Source organism: Psychrobacillus antarcticus (assembly GCF_029533155.1).
Lineage (GTDB): Bacteria > Bacillota > Bacilli > Bacillales_A > Planococcaceae > Psychrobacillus > Psychrobacillus antarcticus.
In genome coordinates, this window is the sequence record NZ_JAIZDB010000006.1 from 218,428 (window position 1) to 236,864 (window position 18,437).

At 35.8% G+C, this 18,437-nt stretch carries 25 protein-coding genes; 2 read left to right on the forward strand and 23 right to left on the reverse strand.

The window, feature by feature from the left end; all coding sequences use genetic code 11:
• Nucleotides 1-36: 36 nt before the first annotated feature.
• The 6 genes from LDK52_RS05160 to LDK52_RS05185 all read right to left on the reverse strand — a co-directional run bounded on the left by LDK52_RS05160 (nt 37) and on the right by LDK52_RS05185 (nt 4,805).
• Entirely contained in the window at nt 37-1,371 is a 1,335-nt protein-coding gene (locus LDK52_RS05160; protein WP_277584880.1) for a diguanylate cyclase domain-containing protein, read from the reverse strand.
• 108 nt (nt 1,372-1,479) lie between these two features.
• On the reverse strand, nt 1,480-2,865 hold the full coding sequence (locus LDK52_RS05165; RefSeq protein ID WP_277584881.1) for an MATE family efflux transporter: 1,386 nt from the start codon (nt 2,863-2,865) through the stop codon (nt 1,480-1,482).
• 132 nt (nt 2,866-2,997) lie between these two features.
• Nucleotides 2,998-3,348 (reverse strand): hypothetical protein, encoded by a 351-nt coding sequence (locus LDK52_RS05170; protein ID WP_277584882.1) that lies wholly within the window; start codon nt 3,346-3,348, stop codon nt 2,998-3,000.
• 94 nt (nt 3,349-3,442) lie between these two features.
• Nucleotides 3,443-3,919, reverse strand: coding sequence for a glutathione peroxidase (locus LDK52_RS05175; protein ID WP_277584883.1), 477 nt, complete (start codon nt 3,917-3,919; stop codon nt 3,443-3,445).
• Between the two features lie 5 nt (nt 3,920-3,924).
• A complete protein-coding gene (locus LDK52_RS05180) occupies nt 3,925-4,362 on the reverse strand; it encodes a MarR family winged helix-turn-helix transcriptional regulator (RefSeq protein ID WP_277584884.1) in 438 nt (145 codons plus the stop codon).
• Nucleotides 4,363-4,385: 23 nt separating this feature from the next.
• A complete protein-coding gene (locus LDK52_RS05185) occupies nt 4,386-4,805 on the reverse strand; it encodes an organic hydroperoxide resistance protein (protein WP_277584885.1) in 420 nt (139 codons plus the stop codon).
• A gap of 517 nt (nt 4,806-5,322) precedes the next feature.
• Here LDK52_RS05185 and LDK52_RS05190 point away from each other — a divergent pair.
• Nucleotides 5,323-5,448: a hypothetical protein gene (locus LDK52_RS05190; RefSeq protein WP_277584886.1), complete on the forward strand. Its 126-nt coding sequence runs from the start codon at nt 5,323-5,325 to the stop codon at nt 5,446-5,448.
• Between the two features lie 169 nt (nt 5,449-5,617).
• On the opposite strand, the gene LDK52_RS05195 is transcribed toward LDK52_RS05190, so the two are convergent.
• From LDK52_RS05195 to LDK52_RS05265, 16 genes are all read right to left on the reverse strand, one after another.
• Entirely contained in the window at nt 5,618-6,139 is a 522-nt protein-coding gene (locus tag LDK52_RS05195) for a tubby C-terminal domain-like protein (RefSeq protein ID WP_277584887.1), read from the reverse strand.
• A gap of 151 nt (nt 6,140-6,290) precedes the next feature.
• Nucleotides 6,291-7,193, reverse strand: a complete 903-nt coding sequence (locus LDK52_RS05200) for a DMT family transporter (protein ID WP_277584888.1) — start codon at nt 7,191-7,193, stop codon at nt 6,291-6,293.
• A 108-nt stretch (nt 7,194-7,301) separates the two neighbouring features.
• The gene (locus LDK52_RS05205) at nt 7,302-8,747 is read right to left on the reverse strand and encodes a magnesium transporter CorA family protein (protein ID WP_277584889.1); all 1,446 of its coding nucleotides are present in this window, start codon (nt 8,745-8,747) and stop codon (nt 7,302-7,304) included.
• 121 nt (nt 8,748-8,868) lie between these two features.
• Nucleotides 8,869-9,075: a hypothetical protein gene (locus LDK52_RS05210; RefSeq protein WP_277584890.1), complete on the reverse strand. Its 207-nt coding sequence runs from the start codon at nt 9,073-9,075 to the stop codon at nt 8,869-8,871.
• A gap of 53 nt (nt 9,076-9,128) precedes the next feature.
• A complete protein-coding gene (locus LDK52_RS05215; RefSeq protein WP_277584891.1) occupies nt 9,129-9,596 on the reverse strand; it encodes a YndM family protein in 468 nt (155 codons plus the stop codon).
• Between the two features lie 33 nt (nt 9,597-9,629).
• Entirely contained in the window at nt 9,630-10,565 is a 936-nt protein-coding gene (locus LDK52_RS05220; RefSeq protein WP_320415339.1) for a cytochrome c oxidase assembly protein, read from the reverse strand.
• 7 nt (nt 10,566-10,572) lie between these two features.
• Complete coding sequence (locus LDK52_RS05225) at nt 10,573-11,052, reverse strand: DUF2243 domain-containing protein (RefSeq protein ID WP_277584938.1); 480 nt, start codon at nt 11,050-11,052, stop codon at nt 10,573-10,575.
• A 139-nt stretch (nt 11,053-11,191) separates the two neighbouring features.
• Nucleotides 11,192-12,238 carry a P-loop NTPase family protein gene (locus LDK52_RS05230; RefSeq protein WP_277584892.1) on the reverse strand — a complete coding sequence of 349 codons (1,047 nt, stop codon included), beginning with the start codon at nt 12,236-12,238 and terminating at the stop codon, nt 11,192-11,194.
• 145 nt (nt 12,239-12,383) lie between these two features.
• Nucleotides 12,384-13,331: a hypothetical protein gene (locus tag LDK52_RS05235; protein WP_277584893.1), complete on the reverse strand. Its 948-nt coding sequence runs from the start codon at nt 13,329-13,331 to the stop codon at nt 12,384-12,386.
• A gap of 68 nt (nt 13,332-13,399) precedes the next feature.
• Entirely contained in the window at nt 13,400-14,167 is a 768-nt protein-coding gene (locus LDK52_RS05240; protein WP_277584894.1) for a hypothetical protein, read from the reverse strand.
• A 41-nt stretch (nt 14,168-14,208) separates the two neighbouring features.
• Complete coding sequence (locus LDK52_RS05245) at nt 14,209-14,625, reverse strand: hypothetical protein (protein WP_277584895.1); 417 nt, start codon at nt 14,623-14,625, stop codon at nt 14,209-14,211.
• A 562-nt stretch (nt 14,626-15,187) separates the two neighbouring features.
• Nucleotides 15,188-15,973, reverse strand: coding sequence for a GNAT family N-acetyltransferase (locus LDK52_RS20165; RefSeq protein WP_277584896.1), 786 nt, complete (start codon nt 15,971-15,973; stop codon nt 15,188-15,190).
• Nucleotides 15,970-16,545 (reverse strand): tetratricopeptide repeat protein, encoded by a 576-nt coding sequence (locus LDK52_RS05255; protein ID WP_277584897.1) that lies wholly within the window; start codon nt 16,543-16,545, stop codon nt 15,970-15,972. Before LDK52_RS05255 ends, LDK52_RS20165 begins: the two co-directional genes overlap by 4 nt.
• A complete protein-coding gene (locus LDK52_RS20080) occupies nt 16,542-16,823 on the reverse strand; it encodes a GNAT family N-acetyltransferase (protein ID WP_407081788.1) in 282 nt (93 codons plus the stop codon). The genes LDK52_RS05255 and LDK52_RS20080 overlap by 4 nt, the downstream gene beginning before the upstream one ends.
• A 9-nt stretch (nt 16,824-16,832) precedes the next feature.
• Complete coding sequence (locus LDK52_RS20085) at nt 16,833-17,048, reverse strand: GNAT family protein (protein ID WP_407081784.1); 216 nt, start codon at nt 17,046-17,048, stop codon at nt 16,833-16,835.
• Between the two features lie 62 nt (nt 17,049-17,110).
• A complete protein-coding gene (locus LDK52_RS05265) occupies nt 17,111-17,332 on the reverse strand; it encodes a hypothetical protein (protein ID WP_277584898.1) in 222 nt (73 codons plus the stop codon).
• A 120-nt stretch (nt 17,333-17,452) separates the two neighbouring features.
• Between LDK52_RS05265 and LDK52_RS05270 the strand changes: the two genes are divergently transcribed.
• A complete protein-coding gene (locus LDK52_RS05270) occupies nt 17,453-17,743 on the forward strand; it encodes a YiaA/YiaB family inner membrane protein (RefSeq protein WP_277584899.1) in 291 nt (96 codons plus the stop codon).
• A 39-nt stretch (nt 17,744-17,782) separates the two neighbouring features.
• On the opposite strand, the gene LDK52_RS05275 is transcribed toward LDK52_RS05270, so the two are convergent.
• Entirely contained in the window at nt 17,783-18,331 is a 549-nt protein-coding gene (locus LDK52_RS05275; RefSeq protein ID WP_277584900.1) for a histidine phosphatase family protein, read from the reverse strand.
• Nucleotides 18,332-18,437: the final 106 nt, after the last annotated feature.

An 18,437-nucleotide genomic window follows, 5' to 3' on the forward strand; every position in this document is an offset into this window, starting at 1 on the left:
CAATCTCTAGTCTATTTCTGGACTAAAGACTGCTTTTTAATTGGAGCGATTAAAACCGACTAGATTTTTACCAGCATTTTTAGCATCATACATAGCCCTGTCAGCTTCTCTAAAAACTGATGTAGTTGTAGATCCGTTTAAAGAGGATAACGCAATCCCAATACTCGCAGTAATATTCAATACGTGACCATTGATTGACCATGGAGCAATGATCGCTTGCTGAATACCTTCTGCTTTTTCCACGATCTGATCTTCCTTATGAATATTCGCTATTAAAGCGATAAACTCATCTCCCCCTAGCCTTGCTACAAAGTCTAGAGGATCTAATGCGCTACTCAACCTATTAGCCAATTCTTGAATAACATCGTCTCCAGTTTCATGTCCAAAATTATCGTTGATTTGTTTAAATTCATCAATGTCAATAAGGATAACTGCAAAGACTTCACCTGTTTTTTCTTCTAGTTCTATAACTTCCTGAAGTCTACTTTTGAAAAAACGTCTGTTAGGTAGCCCTGTTAAAGAATCATGGTAGGCAAAATATTGTAATTTTTCTTCATTCTCTTTTTGTAACGAAATATCACGTGCAATTAATAGCATATATTTAAACTTTCCGTTTTCAGAGAATACTGGAGTGCCATTTATTTCCGTCCAAATCCACCCTTTCTTTAAATGCATTGCTTTTAGCTGGACTTTGTATGGATTTTTGTTATGAATTGATTCGTTGAAAAGTTTTTCCAAATTCGCTATGTCATCCGGATGTATATTATAAAAAGAGTGCTTCTCCCCAACTTGTTGGTTGTCATATTCAAATATTTCTTTACTAGAAGGTGAAACATATAAGTACTCCTGCTTATCATTCATTAAAAAAATTACGTCTTGTATATTTTCTGCTATAATTTGAAATTTTTCTTCACTATCAATATATTTACTAGCAAGTTTATCTAGTTCTCTCATATCTTTTATCACAACGAAAATACCTGTTCGACTTCCTTTTAACATAATGGGAGTTAGCTTCACTAGGCATCCAATCGGAGACCCTAATTTGTCCAAAAAATTAAAACGATAATCTCTCAGTTCCCCACTCAACGCTAGCGTAAAACATTCTTTTGCATCTTCTTGGTCTTTTGGTTCTACAAAGTCGATAAAGATGTTGCCTATCAGTTCCTCCACAGAATAACCACTCAATTGTTGCAACGCTAGATTTCCACTAATAATATATCCTTCCAAATCAAGCTTAAATATAGCATCAGGATTATTATCGAACAAAGATCTATATTCGGATTCTGTCGCTGTTAACTGATTTCGGCTTTTTTCATTTTCTATTTCAGAATTCGTAAGCGCTTTCATCAATGATAACTGTTCCTTCCCCATGTTCATTCACCTCATTTAACTTAAGTAGTTTATTATTTATATTTAAACATACACGACCAAGCTTTGCGAGTAAAAAAAAGACCAAAAGTGAACTAGACAGGAATCTGCCTAGTTATCTCTTAGTCCATCTTCCTTACCAGTAGGATGTACAAGTGCAAACCTTTCCCAGCGCCTACTTTTCCATCTGAAGAACATAATTGTAGCGCGAGTCCATTCATCTGCAGCTATTGCTAGCCAAACACCAACTAAACCTAAATCCAGTACAAAAACCAAAAAGTATCCTAAAGGCAAACTCATCAATACCATAGACAAGGCTCCTATAAATACCGGGAAAGTTGCATCCCCTGCAGCGCGTAAGGAATTGATAATGACAATATTTAACGTACGTCCGGTTTCTAATAGAAAACTTAGTAATAATACAGATGCACCTATCTCAATAATTTCCTTATTGTCTGTGAATAGTCCCATTAAAGGATAACGTAGAATTATTACGACCGTTACCATTGTTACCGTAAAAATTATAGCCCACTTCAGACTAAACCATACCGATTTATATGCTTCGTCTTTTTCATTTGCCCCTACAAATCGTCCGACAATAATAGCAGTTCCCATTCCAATTGCAATAGCAAATAAGTAAGTGAACATCGATATATTCACAGCGTATTGCCTTGCCGCCAATGATTCAGCTCCTAAATAGGTAACATAGTATAAGAATACGATTTGACAGCCTTGGTATAAAATCTGTTCAAATGCAGAAGGAAGACCAATCCGTAAAATCTTTGTCACATATTCTTTAGTTAGAGTAAAGTAATAATGAACCTTCACACGATACTCCATCACCTGATAAAGCAGCCAGAAGAATACTAGCATTGCTATAAAACGACTTAGAACGGATGAAATAGCTGCACCTTGAACCCCTAACTCTGGAAATCCAAATTTCCCAAAAATCAACGCATAGTTCCCAATTACGTGGAAAATATTCATCCCAAGCGAAACAAACATTGTCTGTTTTGTATACCCGTGTACACGGATAATAGCTGCCAGTGCATTAATAATCGCCTGTAAAAAAATAGCCCCGCCGACAATCGTCAAATATTGATGCGCATGAACTAACACATCTCCTTGCAGATTCATAGCAATCATCATACGCTTTGAGAAGAGAATAAACCCAATACTTAGGACGACTCCCACACATAAGTTTAATGTCACTGCTAAACCTGAAATCTTCGATGCCTCTTCAAATCGTTTCGAACCTAGATACTGAGAGACGACAATTGCTGCTCCATTTCCGACAACTTCTAAAACTAAGATAGCTATATGAATATACTGATTTGCCGCTCCTACTCCTGATACCGCATCATCTGAAAGCGCACTGAGCATAAATGTATCCGCAATCCCCATTAACATAAACAAAAATACTTCTAAAAATATGGGCCAAGTCAATGTGAACAAATTTAACTTTTCGCCTAAATTGTTTTTTTTAGTGACTATCACTGTAATTCCTTCTTTATCATGATATTTTCAATAAGAAGAATCTTACCATAGAAAATGTATTTTTCCTATAGGTTAATAGGGAAATGAAAACACGTTTGACTATTGGAGCGGCAGTCAAACGTGCACTTTATGCTATTCTATTTCTACATGCTTATGAATGTATTCCTTGATCTCTGGAATAGATAACTCTATTTCATATGTCATAAGGTTATCCTTCACATATGCTAGCTTGTTTCGCTCCACAGCATCGGATTGAATGTGTAATACATTATCTATATACAATATTCCTTCATTAGTAATCATTCGGTCATGGTCACTCAACAAGCCCTGTTCGTTTAGTATCCTTTGAATGCTAGTCAAATTATCTCCTAGTGCTGTTGTTAAAACTTCCCCTAGCTCATTTGCATTTTCATCATTTTTCTCTAAGAAGTTACAAACATAATACGCGAGAAGTATTTGTTCCTTTTCCGCTAATTTCCCCATTATTTCTCCCCATTTCATCTTTTTACCTATTATTCCTTTTTTCTATACTGTTTAAACATAAAAAGTTAAATGGAGTCTAGCAGGATTTTGTGGTTTATTCAGAAACGACTTTTGCGATGTCTTCTTTTATCGATTCCGGGCTATCAGTTGGTGCATATCTTTTTATAATTTTACCGTTTTTATCGACAAGAAATTTAGTGAAATTCCATTTAATACTTTTCGATAAGATGCCTTTACTGTTCGTAGTTAAATATTGGAAAAGTGGGTGTGCCTCTTTGCCATTCAGCTTAGTCATTTCATGCATAGGGAAGGTTACCCCATAGCTCATTCGACATGCTTGCTCGGCCTCTTCTGCGTTACTTAACTCTTGTTTAAATTGGTTCGAAGGGAAACCTAATACAACAAGACCATCTTCTTTATACTCGCTATATATTTTTTCAAGACCATCAAATTGACCGCTTAGTCCACATTTAGTTGCTGTGTTTACGATAAGCATCGGCTTTCCCTTATACTCATTTAATTCGTATTCTTGGCCATCGGATTTTTTCACTTTAATATCATAAATACTCATACTTCTCATTCCTCCAGTTCATTTAGAAATAGGTTTAACTCTTTTAAATTGGCCATTAAAGTCTCTGAGTTTATATCTAAATAATTGCAGCTTGTAATTTTATTGATAATTGCTTGTTCGATTAGTTTCTCTTCTTTTATAGCCTTTTCGGTCAAAGAAATAACGAATGCTCGTTTATCTTTATCAGATTGTTGTTTGTTAAGCCACCCATTGCCGATCATCCGGTTGATAATAGGATTTAACGTTCCAATACCAAGTCCTAATTTGTTTCCGATGTCCTTTACCAACAAGTTATTCTGTTCCCATAGCGTAAGTAATACTAGATATTGCGAGAATGTTAAATGGAATGGCTCCAAAGTTCGTGCATACAACTTGGAAAAATTACTAGACGCCTTGTAAACCTCAAAGCATAGCTGTTGTTCCAATTTGGAAGGATTGTTCATAAAAATCACACCTAAAAATTAATTTATTTTACGATTATTTCTACATCTATTGAGTTCTTAACTGCTTTAGAATAAGGGCAATATTCATGCGCCTTTTGTACATATTTTTCTTTTAAATCATCGTCTATTCCGAAAATCTCGACTTCTAGCTTAGCAGCTAATTTCACCCCACCGTTTTCTTTGTCGGTGATCAATGAAATAGTAGCAGTAACTTCGCTTTTCTCTACTTTTACTTTATCATGTTCCAACACAAGTTCCAATGCACTATTAAAGCAAGAGCTGTAGCCTGCAGCGAAAAGCTGTTCTGGGTTTGATGCAGTAGTTGCTTCTCCACCTAATGCTTGTGGTTTAGCAATGTCCAAATAAAATATATTGTCTAATGAATGTCCCTCACCTTGTCGCCCACCTGTGTTTACAATTGTTGTTTCGTATAACGTTTTCATAATATAATCCCCCCTACCGTTTTAATCGTGTACGATCTAATTAATAGAATAAACTATATCGCACACGATGTAAAATGATAAGCATTAGAAAAGTCGGGGAAAAGGACGTCCGCTCCTTTAAAAATAATAATGTAGATATGCCATTGATTTCCGCTCCGATCGGACGCTTTCCGAGGGCACGGCTTCAGCCCGCGCTATTCCCACTGGAGACGCCGCTCTGCGCTCCAATCAACTAGACCCACTTTATATGATTGGATAATTCGCTATAAAACTACCTAAATATATGTGTTTTATCTTGAAATTAGTAAGAATGACAGTGATTCCTATCAAAGTAAATCCACTTTTTTTCTTTTCTAATAAAATAGTATCCCTAACCAAGCGGACAGTTTTATCCCTACATTAACTTGGATTACTCTTATAATCTAAGCGAAAGTCTATGCAATATCTTAAAGTTTAGTACTACTCACTTAATTGATTGGAGTGTAAGGTGGCGACTTCTGCGGGATGAGTGAGACAGATGAGATATCACAGCGACGCGCTAGCAACGGTGATAGCTCATCACTCACCCCGCGGAGGCCCACAGGATGTGGGTTATGCAATCGTTGCCGCAGGACGCGGCGAACTTAGATTGCCTTCCCTTTGAGACGCGGCGCACTTAGCCTTTGTACCCCACCTGGAACGGAAATCACTGGCAGTATTTATCCATTCCTTAAAGTTCTGGAAAAACAGAGTTCATGCTGTATTTTTATATACTTGCTTATCTATAAAAAAGTGTATGTAATTTTCAATAGAAAACCATACACACTTTTTACTTAAGACCCTATAAACAACGCACACTGACTAATTGCGATAAAAAATGCTACATTATTTATAGGAGAATTATCATTCACTTCAAGTTGAATTTTAAACACCTCAGCAAGATCTGCTTTCCACCTTGCAATTTCGTTGTCCATATAGACATATTTAGACCAATCTTCCATTTCTTTTTCCAATTTAATCTGTAAATAACCATCTGAAATGAGTAAATCTGGAACGAGCTCTTTCCACTTGTCATACGCAACTATGTATTTCTTCTCATCAACATAGTCAAAAGCTTCAAAATACACTTTTCCTTTACGGGATACTTTTTTACACCTGCATAGTAACTCATCATTTGTATTGTAAACGTTATACCAAACAAAGTAGCGATAATCCAACGTTTTATCTAATCGCTTCTTAATACTATTGGAATAATACCGTTGAAATATATAAACAATTTCCGCTTCCTCGTTAAAAACATAGGTTTTCGGAGTCTCCGCAATATTAATAGGTTGTTCGTATGTATAGATAGCCAATTTCATCCCTCCTGTAAAAAATATTACATAAACCGACTAAATTATTTCCCGGGAAACGAATTTTCACTACTCTTTCATGTTTTAATGGGTTTCGTCCAATTAATACTTCCCGGAAAATAGGAATGTCAAAAACTAGACTCGTTAGTATTGTCTAGTTTTTTTGTATTTTACTTTTAGGATACCTTTTCATTTGCTGCAGGATAAATAAAAACACTCCAACGAGCACTAGAATTCCTCCAACAATTTGCCAGCCTACCAGTCGCTCTCCTAAGAAAATAGCAGCAAGGATAGTTGCCCCTACCGGCTCTCCTAAAATACTCATAGATATCGTTGTGGCAGTTACATAATTCATCAACCAATTGTTAATCAAGTGAGAAATTGTCGGCACAATTGCTAACAACACAAAAATTCCCCATTCTTTTGAATCATACCCTCCCATTGCAACGCCTGTCAGCAAATTATAAACAACGAGTGCGATGGCGGCAAACCCAAAAACAGTGAAACTATAAATCCAATGTGAAACCTTTCTCACCGCTTTTTGCCCAATTAATAAATAACCGACAACCGCAATAACACTGAGAAATGAAAGAATATCTCCAAGAATTGCATTTCTACTCAATCCAAAATCTCCCCATCCAACCATCACTGCTCCTATAACTGCAATACCCATTGTCATCAGTGCCGATTTTGTTGTTCTCTCTTTAAATAAAATGACACCACCAATTAAGGCGATTATAGGTTGGAGTGCAAGAATGATTGTTGAACTGGCAACTGTTGTCAATTTTAAAGAACCAAACCAGAGGGCAAAATGCAGTGCTAAAAATAGACCTGCGACAAATAGCAGTAGCCATTCTTTGTTTGCAATTTTTTTAAACTCTGCCCGTTTAAACCACACGACTGGCAGTAATAACAGGGTTGCTAAAATCATTCGATACATGCTTAATATAGTAGCGGGTGCATGAGACCACTTCACAAAAATGGCCGCAAACGAAATCGCTATAATGGAAATGATTAATGGTAATACAATTGATTTGGATGTATTTGCTTGATTCACTTATTTACCCCGTTCTATTAATTTTCTAGCTTATAAACTAATCTTAATATACTGGATATAGCTTAAAATTGGAAATACAAATAACTTCTCATCTATTGATAAGAAGTTTTAGGACTGATCTCTTTTCCACTTTCTATATCTATCATAAGTTCTTTTACCACCTGTGTAACCGATTAAAGCAATAGCTAGTGCTATTCCCGTTAACGCTGTAATAAGTGCTATCCATTCAAAAAAGGAATATCCAGGCACCTTAGCCCAATCTGTTTTCCCCTTCCAATCGTCAATAACCAGGTTCATCCCATAAATACCAGAAACCACCGTAAAAATAGTAAGCATAAATAACAATGAATTATGTCGTTTGTTCGATTGGTTGTCTTGAGCACGGTATAGGTCATTTACAGTTTGGTTCACTTCATTGAAAAGATCTTGTAGACGGAATACTTCTCGTAACTGCTGCGTTAGCTCTTTTCCTTCCGCTCTAGCAGAAACCTCTTCAAAATAATAGCGTGAATAGAATTTTGATATGAGTTCTATTAACTCCTCCACATATCTTTTATCCTTCGCCCAACTAACTTCACTATGCTCATAAGAAACCTTTAACAGCATAATTTTATAGTAATAATGAAGCATTAAATTATAATAATGCACACTCATAAATTGAGAAGTCTCTTCCTTTAATTTATCTTTTTTCTTATTAGTAAGAGTTGCCTGCGTATGCTCTGATGAAATGGTATATGTATACGGTGCCCAACGATCATGAATACGTCTTTGAACATATCGCTTTACAAAATCGGAATTAGAGCTGGAGATAAATTCCTTTCCATTTGTATCCTTTCCATCTAAATGCGCCAAACGAAACAAATGATCATCTGTAATTTCAGATTTTTCATTGGCAATTAAATATAGAGAACTATGCATTCGCTCATCTTCAAAATAAGGAAGACTCCCATAATAACCAGCTAACTTTTCATCGTGGATGATAAACGGTTTTAAAGGCTTACATAAAAAATCAAACACGAGCTCGTTTGTGGTTTCGAACACTATATTTTTATGGTGAATTTTAGAACCTTTATCGAAAGCAAGCTTAGGCTCGAGCACTCGAAAATGAGCGATGTGGTCTAATATGTTCGTCAATGTCTCCTGATCTTGATCCATTGCAGCACGTATGGTGATAATACCTATTCCAAAAGGACATAAAGTAATATCCACACTGTTAATGATAAAGTTGAGTTTATGGTCATTCACTTCATATGTAAAGAATTCTTCTACTACTTTGGAATAACGCAAAAACCCTCTATTATTTGTATGAATAGGGAATAATTTATCCTCAATGAACGGCAAAAAGAACTGATCTAATTCCTCATGTGCGATTTTTATATTATCTCCATAATATTTGTCTTGTAGTTCTTCTTTGTCTAAAGTGAAAAAGGTGAATTGATGCTTTTCTAGCTCTTCCATAAGTTCTTTCCGATCTTTCTCTCGAAAAGAAAATGGAAATAGATAGGTCATATATGCATCAGTCACAACCAAAGGCCGAATCACTAAACTATCCATTGCATTCACCTACTTTATGTATTATTCTTATTTACCTTATTTGTACGATTCATAAACCCAAAAATACAGTCATTCCTAAAGTGGACTGGACTTTAGGAATGACTGTATTAGAAGCTAATTATTACTTAAGGTTATTATTGTTGTTGTTATTGTTGTTTCGGTTATTATTTCGTTCGTTTTGGTTGTTTTTTTTGTTTTGTTCGTTTTGGTTTTGCTTGTTTAAATTGTCAAAGTTGAAATCCTCACCGAACTCAGCTGGATTATTTTGGTTGTTGTTATTGCGGTTATTATTGTTGTTATTATTATTTCGGTTATTATTGTTTCCCATGACTGCTCACCTCCTTGACCATATTAGAATGGTTCAAATGGTGAATTATATACTTAATCTTTTAACTTTTTATTAATGTTTTTCTCTTTTCCCTGATTAGTTAGAGAATTGATATCCACCTCTTTTGCAAATTCAGCTTGCAGGTTCGTTCGATTGTAATAATACCTTGCATTTTTATCGGGGATAGATTGACTCGGTTCGATGTGCATATATCGGTGTAAAAAGAATTCTCCTACCATCAATAACAATGCAGAGCTAAAAGCGGCTGCCCCTAGAGCTACCGGTTGCTTGTATATATAAGATCCCAAAAAGCAAATAACCACAAGAGCAATGACAAAATCACTTATTGTTGCCCACACATTCCCTATTTTAGGTAATAAAAAGACATCTCCTACATATCCCACTACCGTAAGAACCACACTAGTAATGAGCATGTCTGAAATAGATACATCATAAAAAACACTTAAAGCAACCCATAACACCGCAGTTATCATGACAAACTTCATTAAAAAAGCTTTCATATATATGCGTTTTCAACCCCTTCCTATAAAGATTTATCTTTTTTTAGTTGAAGTTTGTGCTTTAGACTGTTGTCTTGCAAACCATTCATTTAGTTCACGATAACTCATGCCTGCATTTGCATTTAATCGTTTAACTTCCTCAATATCTGTTCCAACTACAGTAAATTTTTTATCATTATTTATAGTAAACGCTTCCTTTCCATTAATGAATATAGGGCTACTTTTTTTGTACCATTGATAAAACAGTATTGAAACTAGCCCTACTTCCACAGTGTCCCCACCGTAGTACATAATCATGCTACCTAGTTCTGCTTGATCTTTTGCAACCCCAATTGGAGGATTAGCATAAATATATTTAGATAAGACCGAATGACCTGCTAAAGCAAAAAGAAAGACAACTGAACGATATAAATAACTTTTTCTTATAGGTGTCAAATCAACATAAATGATGGAAATTGTAAATACATACCCAGCTAGGAAAATATGGACATGAATAATTACATATAGGAGCATATTTTCGTGCATCATAGGAAACAAATCGGTTGTGTAAAGCATCCACAAGCCACCAACATTTAATAGGGATGCAATAATAGGGTGCTGAACAAAATGAAGAGGACGACTACGTAAAATTGCAGTTAGCCTCCTTGCGATATGTACATTAATCGTTCGCAATAAAAGCGTTATTGGGGCACCTAATGCCATTAAAAGCGGCGCGACCATTCCCAGTAATACATGGCCAATCATATGAGCAGAAAAATTCGTGTGCGCTAAATTTGAAATAGGACCAATTAGCGAAAGTATTGCACATAGGATTCCGAAGCTCCACACAACAATTCGGTACACTGGCCATGACCTTTTCTTTCGATTGGACAGACCTACTGCCACTAGATAAAAAACGAATAACAATATAAAGGGAAACGCTATTAAAATCTGGAGACTAGCTGCTGAATAGTGGTCGTGAGTATGCACCTGAAAGTCAGCCCCCTCGTTCATGGTTTGTCTGATAGATCAAAATAGCTCCAACCAGAATCATTAAAGCAGCTAAAATATTCCACCCTAAATCATATGGGAGAATGTCAACACCGTAACGGATTTGATGTAAACGCATCCATTTATGTTGAATGATTCCGTCATACAGTTGAAAAACACCTGCACCCAAAAGGATTCCACCGACCCATCTTTTCAACCAAAATGCATGCCGTCTATGAAGGTCTGCTAGTAGAAATGATGCTCCAATCGTAGCTATAAAGCTAAACGCATGAAAAAGCCCATCCGATACAAGTCCAATATCAGTTGTTGATTTATCGTAAAAGTGATGCCAGTGAAGAAGCTGATGGAAAGCTACTTCGTCTATAAATGCCACAATTCCAAGTCCAAACAAAATGCCAGTCCACATATTCTGTTTGGCATATGCTCTTTTATGTGGGTTTTGCTTATAATCAGTGGAAGCATACATGGAAGTCGTCATTAATAACACCCTTTCTAAGTCAGCTTCTCCTTTTGAGAAAGGATTTAAACAGCGATATAACCACGATATAAATATACTTAATAAAAAAACAACCGAAATAGTTTCAGTTGTTTTCCTTCGATTTGGATTAAACTATGCTTCCAACGTATTTCAAGTTATCTACTGATTGTTCATCCGCCTTGCCATCTAAAATATATTCGACATCTTGTAGTGTTTGGGATAGTGAAACCTCTTGTCCGGCTTGGCCTGTAATGGACTCAGCAACATAAAAAGGTTGTGTAAAATAGGCTTCTAATCTTTCTCCACGTTCGTAAGTTTCCAATTCATTACTTCGAATTTTATCTAATCCGTGGACAACAACCAATGACCGAAGCTCTTTATACCGTCTAAGTAATTTCTGCGCTCGCTGCCTTAAGTTAAAGTGACGTTGATCCACGTCCACTCCTTCTAAAAGGGAAGAAGTAGAGTATATAGGTTGAATTGCAGGATATAAATGACGCGCTGCAAGGTCTGCATCCAATTGCCAAACAGTTTCTAACGGACCAAAAGGAATATCCTCATCCACGACTTCTCCAGAAAGGTCCAATAGTATAGTGGTGACGTTTTTAATTCCCTCAGTAATCATTTTTTCCTGGAGATCTAATAACTGACCAGAAACTACATAACTCTTATCTGTTATCAACAGGATATCCCCAGAAATTTCGGATAACTTTGAAAATGTCTCTTCGATGGATTCTGTTAAATAATTCGCAAACCCAGTAATACCATCTGTTTCAAGTTCATCTCTACGTTTTTGAGGAAATAAAAATACCGTCGTATAAATACTATCCTTAAACCTGTGCATAAGTTCTGCAAGAATAACTAACTGCCCCATTCCAGGTCGTGCAACTAAACCCGTAGTCCCCTCTTTCACTAATGGTGCAAAAAAATCTAATGCTTTAATTTTTGTTTCAATCATATTCAGCTTCTCCCCCCGTATGATTAATTCATCCACTGTACAATTAGCTAAAGAAGCTAGACCTACAAGGGTCCTAACCTCCGCTTTTCCCAAATCAATTTTTCCAGTACATAAATTCGAGACAGTCGCCGGTCTAATCCCTATAGATTTCGCAGCTGTCGTCAAATTGGGCACCTTCCTTCTTAATAATGCAACATTCAATCGTATATCTTCCATACTACCCCTCCTTCGTTACTTTTAATAGTAAATTAAATTACTCCTAAAAGCAATTAATTTACTTTGTAAAGTAATTATTTTTACTCCTAAAAAATAAATACCAGGTAAATCAACAATGTTAGTTGTTAATTTACCTGGTATTTTTTTATTTTTTTACTGCGCTTAAAGATTTATTTAATAAATATAAAACAGCTTCCGTAAATTGCCCCGGTGCCACTCGTGACATCTCATCAATTGTTTTATATTGAATTTGATGAAACTGTGGATGTTTTTCAAGACCCGGTAAAATACTATTCAATATTCCTCTAGCTTTAGAGTCCATCAGAATATCCGAGAAAGAGGTATTAATAGAAAATACATCATCTGTGATTGCCACTTCTTCTATTTGTAGATTAGAAGTGTTAGGCATTACAAACCAATCTGTTACCGAGTAAATGTCTACTTCTATAGGAGGTGCTGCAACAGGCTCTTCTTGCACAGATGAAGCTTTAACTTCATTTTCAGGAGCTTTTTCTGTTTCCGGAATCACTTCTGTCTTAGGTGCTGGCGTTGATTGTACTTCATCGGCAGGAGTTGTTTCTGGAAGCACTATTTGGGAAGGTACAGGTGTAGTTGCAGGCATTGGGACTGGTACCAACTTTAACTGAGCAGCTTGGCCATCCAATTGAGCTTTTGCATTTTCTAAAATGATATCTATGTTTTTCATAACCGCAGCTTGTTGCTCACTACTATCAATGGTCATACCTGCTTTTATGTTATTAGCATATTCTTGTAACGCTGTAATGCGAGTTTGTTTTTGAGTTGCTGTAAATTCAGCCAATTGTTTTTCAGCTAATTGCATCTCCGCATTTAATTGCCCTTTCAATTGTCCCATCAAAGCTTTTCTTTCGGTATTAATAGCTTGATCTATTTCTTTTATGGACTCATCTTGTTTTTTAGAAAACCATTTCGCCATTAGTTGTTGAACATCTACGTCAGCTAAAGCAGTTTTTACGCCACTTCCTAGAGTGATACTTAGTAATAGAGCTACAACTATAATCATTACTTTTTTTAAAGATTGCGTTTTTTTATATTTCTCAACTCTACTTAGCATTCTGATTCCTCCAATTCGAAGAATAAGAACCCCAGAGTGAGGTTCTTATTGAGTTTTGTTCATGGTTATTAAATACCATCTACTATCTTTTTCATCTCGTCTTTAGCATTTTTTTCTAATTTGTCAGCTTCGTTCTTAATAAAGCCGTATTGTAAAGCAAGATGTTTGTTTGTTCTATTATTAATATCTTTAATAAGACCATTTATTCTTGTATCAATTAAACCTGTAAGTTCTTTAGTCGTTTTAGTTGCATTAGAATCTAGCTCAGTTTGAAGTTTATTTTTCGCATCCTCAATTGCTTTTTTCAACTCACCTACAGCAACAGCAGTCTTATCATCTAATTCTTTTTTTAATACTTTACGCGCTTCTGATCCAGCAGCATCGGTATGTTTCAGCATTTCTGCATCTGCATGTTTCCATGCCTCATCGGCAGCTCCATTAATCTTAGCACTCGCATCTGCAGATATCTTACTAAATTGGGTAGCCATATAACCTTCTATATTTGCTTTTTCTTTATTAATTGCATCTATATGCTCTTTCTTTTGAGTATCAATATTATTTCCTTTTTCATTAATTTGAGTTGCTCCTTCCGCATTAAGCTTCTTGGTAGCATCCCCTTTAAGGCTCACAACATGTTGGTCAAATCCCTCAAACTTGTCTTTTTGATATCCTGTATAGTTGGTTTCAACCGTTGCGGAAGATTTTCCAAATTGTACGTCATACCAAGCTTTTATTTTTGTTCCTGCATCAGATGCTCCAAATGCTACTCCTGAACCTGCAAATAATGTTACTGCTACCGTTCCTGCGATTACTTTACCTTTAACTGTTTTCAACATATGAATATCCCCTTAGAATTATAGTTTTTTATGAATGAGTCCTACTTACCAAATACTTCTGTTAACACTTCATCGATGTCCTGATCAGTTTCTTTTTCAATTGCTTCATTGTCAATGTAATCATCGATTTTTTCTTCCTTTAGCTCAGTAACTACTTCGTCCAACTGGCTTTTAGTTTCCTGTTGATACTCTTCGATACTAGCCTTTGAGTCTTTTATCTGCTTTTCAATTGCCTCTTGAATTGTAGTTTGATAACTTTCAAATGTTTTCATTATGAAAGTATTTACATCTTCAAAGGTTTTTTCTACTTTAGCTAAACTAGCTTTTCCTTCACTTTCCTTCTGGAACGATTGACCATACCATTTAGAAAGGGAGGTTCGTGGCAAGCCACTGGCGTAAATGGTACTGGATCCTAGTAGAATACAAAACACTAAAATAATTCCTACAACTTTTTTCATTGTTTACAACCCCTTTCGCGCTGCCCACAACCACTATATCCATTTACCTGATTTCTTATACCCATAATGCTACAAAAAATTACCTCCTTGTAGTTCCTTAGAATATTTTTCCTTTCACTTCTCATCGATAGTTAATTAGTTAGTGACAGAAGATTAACATAATTATACTTTTGCTAAATTTGCGGACAACGGATTCTTCATAACTTCTACTTTTTCTACAAACAAAGTCATAACTTCTGTAGTTTTGACTTATTATAGGGGCATAAAGTTACACATAAGCACTTTTTTAATTCAAAATATTATAACAATTGATACTATTTACTTAACAGGCATTAAAAAAATGCACCAAAGTTGCAAGGTGCATTTCCTTATACCTATTTAATTACAATTCTATTTATTCAATCTCCATATAACAACCTTCCAGTTTAAGACCACAATTTACCAACGACTCAATTATAAGTAAAACCCATAGAAAATAATTTCAATTCCACTTTTTTAAATATTATCGATGCATATCATGTTCACTAGATAAAGTTTCCTTCTATAAAAATGTAATATCCCATTAAAATTTGGTCCATATCGCTTTTGTATAAGCCAGTTTAAGTCCTGCTCGTTCCATATTCCGATGACTTCCACTTCCGTATGCAGCCTCACTAGTTAGGTGCCTCACTCCTTTTTTCATAGCGATTTCAACACGTTTTTGAAGCAATTCAGACTGTACTCCCATATTCCGATAAGCAGGTAAAGTTGCAGCTGCTGCTAAAGTTGCAAGCTCTCCCTGCACATATAGAACCGCAATACCTACCGGAACCTCCTGCTTGTATGCAACGAAAAATTCCCAGCCCGGAACTTCAAATAGAACTTCATTGTTTTGCTTGATCCCATCTTGAATAAAGGCGGGAAGTCCAAATGCAGCCACGTAAATTGAAGCAAATAAATCAAATTCATCTTTCTTTAGAGAACGAATTTCCACAGAGGGTGGTATGCTCGCCTTTAGGTCTTCTACTTCTCCTATAAAAGATGCATGAAAGCCAGATTGATAAAACCCTAGTTCAGCTAGTTTTCTAAATAATACTTCTGAACTGTTCGGAGGAGTAATCTCGACACGAAAATTAATTGAAAGATTCTCATAGAAACGAAAGATTTCTTCTATATGTGAGAGATCCTGTTCATTCAATCCTCGAACGGTATTAAAGGCTGGACCTGGAATATGTTTAACAGCAAAAGCACGGGTTGTGCCCTTCACTAATTCGTGGACCCCCATTGGATTTCCTTCGATGGATTGAATTACATTTAATCTAGAGGCTAATGTTTGTATTTCTGCCTGCTCTAATTTGTTTAAGTTCATTCTAATCCCCCATGAAGTTTAATAAGTTCTAATGCCCTTTGCGTCGAATTGATAAGTGATTCATCTCCTTTTCGCACCCTCAGATCCATTGCTTTTCGGAAACACTCATTTGCCGCACTCATTTCTTCTAGCTCTAAAAGGCATTTTCCTTTATGCTGAAAAGCAAAGTCTAAAAGCTGTGAATGTTCTTCTATAGCACATTGATCTATCACAGCATTAAATGTACTCAATGCCTGTTGGTGTTGCTCCGCATATTTCAAAGCCTCCCCCAATCGAATAAGATTAACTATCTGTTTATTTCCTTCACTTAATTCAACTGCTTTAGTAAGAGCTTCAATCGCTGATTTCGCTTCGCCTTTGATCCTGTACAAGTTTCCTATAGTGCCGTATAGAAATATTAACTCCTCCGTTTTAGACCAATTCTTACATTCGAAAATTGCTCTTTCAAAATTGATAATTACCCTTTGTAATGCATCCTCATTGGAGCACTTTTCCCGAAGAAAATTGTTTTCATCAAAATAAATGAATGACTGAAGTGACACGAGCTTTTTCTTTAAATCATCTATTTTCAAGATTTCCCCCATTCCATTAAAAGGTGATTATCTTCTAAACCTTTTACAACTCGAAACCCACATTTTTCATAGCATTTTATAGCCTGTAAGTTAGTGCCATTAACATCCAGCATCACTTTATTGACGCCTAGTCTGGAATTCAAATACTTTAACAAACCACTAATCATCTGAGTCCCGATCCCTTTTCCCCATAACCCGGTTTCTCCGATAAATTGGTCGATTCCATAGATAGACTCTTCCACAGGATACCCGTATACCTTTAGTTGTTCTTTTGGAATTTCATAATATTATATAAAACCAATCGGTGCTCCACGATATTCCACGATACAAACCTTCACGTAATGCTCCTTATTAAGTTTTGGACCATATTTGGCAATGACTTGTTCTAATGTTAGCCTCGGACCATAAAACTCTAGAACTAAGTCATTATTTAGCCATTTCGCCATGTAAGGATAATCTCTTTCGCTCATTAATCTAATACTCAAATCACTTTTATGAATCATACTCTCCCACCTTTATTTGCTATAAAAATTCGGAATATCGGAATGTATATAAAAGCCCTTCTTTAATAATTTGCCATTATCAAACCTTCCGTACCTTCTCTCCGACTATTGTTTATTTCCTTCAGAATTCCCTTCAGCATTTTTTCATCAGTTACTTCCTGTAATTCTTCTGAACCCATGCATTGAATAGTCACTTTTTCCAACTCTTCCGTGATAAGAGTATTTTGGCTACTACATGAACCGCGGAAGTTGAAAAAAAGAAATACCTTTTTAGATGAAAACACTTTGCCACCTCCAGACCCTATAATTATCTTACACTTTCGAATATTTCCTATTATCATTCATTTCTGTTAGAATATTATTCATACAATAGCTAGTAGAACGAGTCTAAAGGGGTGCATGTCATGAATCAAAAAAGGTATCGCAGACGAAATACGATGGCATTTACGGTATTGGCATATTTCACGTTATTTGCAGGTGTTATCATGTTCAGCATTGGGCTTTATAATGCAGATAATTTGCAGCTTAATGAAAAAGGATATTATATCGCAGTCATGATTTTGGTTGCAGTTGGAGCAATTCTCACACAAAAAGTTACACGGGACAACGCTGAAGATAACGATATTATTGCTGAGCAAGAACAAGAACGGCAAATGAGCGGCAACCGAATTCCATCAAGCACGAAAGAATCATAATATAGCCTTAAATCCTGTCGTTATTTAAGCAGGATTTTTTTAATGATCCATTTTGTTTATGTATATAACGCCCTTCACTTTCTCTAGTACAAAAATATCTGGATTTTTCATCTGTTGCCACCCGGCAAACCCAAAAGTTGAATCATAGTGATTAATGAGTAGAGACAAGATATTCCCGTGAGAAACAATTCCTACATGCTGCATCTGCTTTTTCTCAAATACCTCCTCCAAGACTTTTCGTATACGTATTAATGCATCATTACTAGACTCTCCTCCTGAAAATGTTAAGTCTCTCTCAATAAATGTTTTTTCCAATTGTTCCAACCAATCCTCCATAGGATCAGCACTAAGTACTCGTTCTTGCAAATTTTCATCAATGGTAATGGGAATTCCTTTACTTTCCGAAAAAGGTTCAACAGTTTGCAACGCTCTTTTATATGGACTCGAAATAATATGATCTACGTGTAATTTCTCTAATATAGAGACGAGTTCTAAAGCCTTCTCTCTTCCTTCATTTGTTAACTCTGCTAGTGGCTCTTGCCCTGTTGCTTTACAATGTCGAATTAAGTATATTTTCTTTTCAATCATCTACTCTTCGCCCCCTCTGTTATAAATTCGCCATTTCTACTTTTACTCCTGTTGAATATATGAATTTTCAGAACAATTGTATATAATTAGATTTAAGTAAATTTTG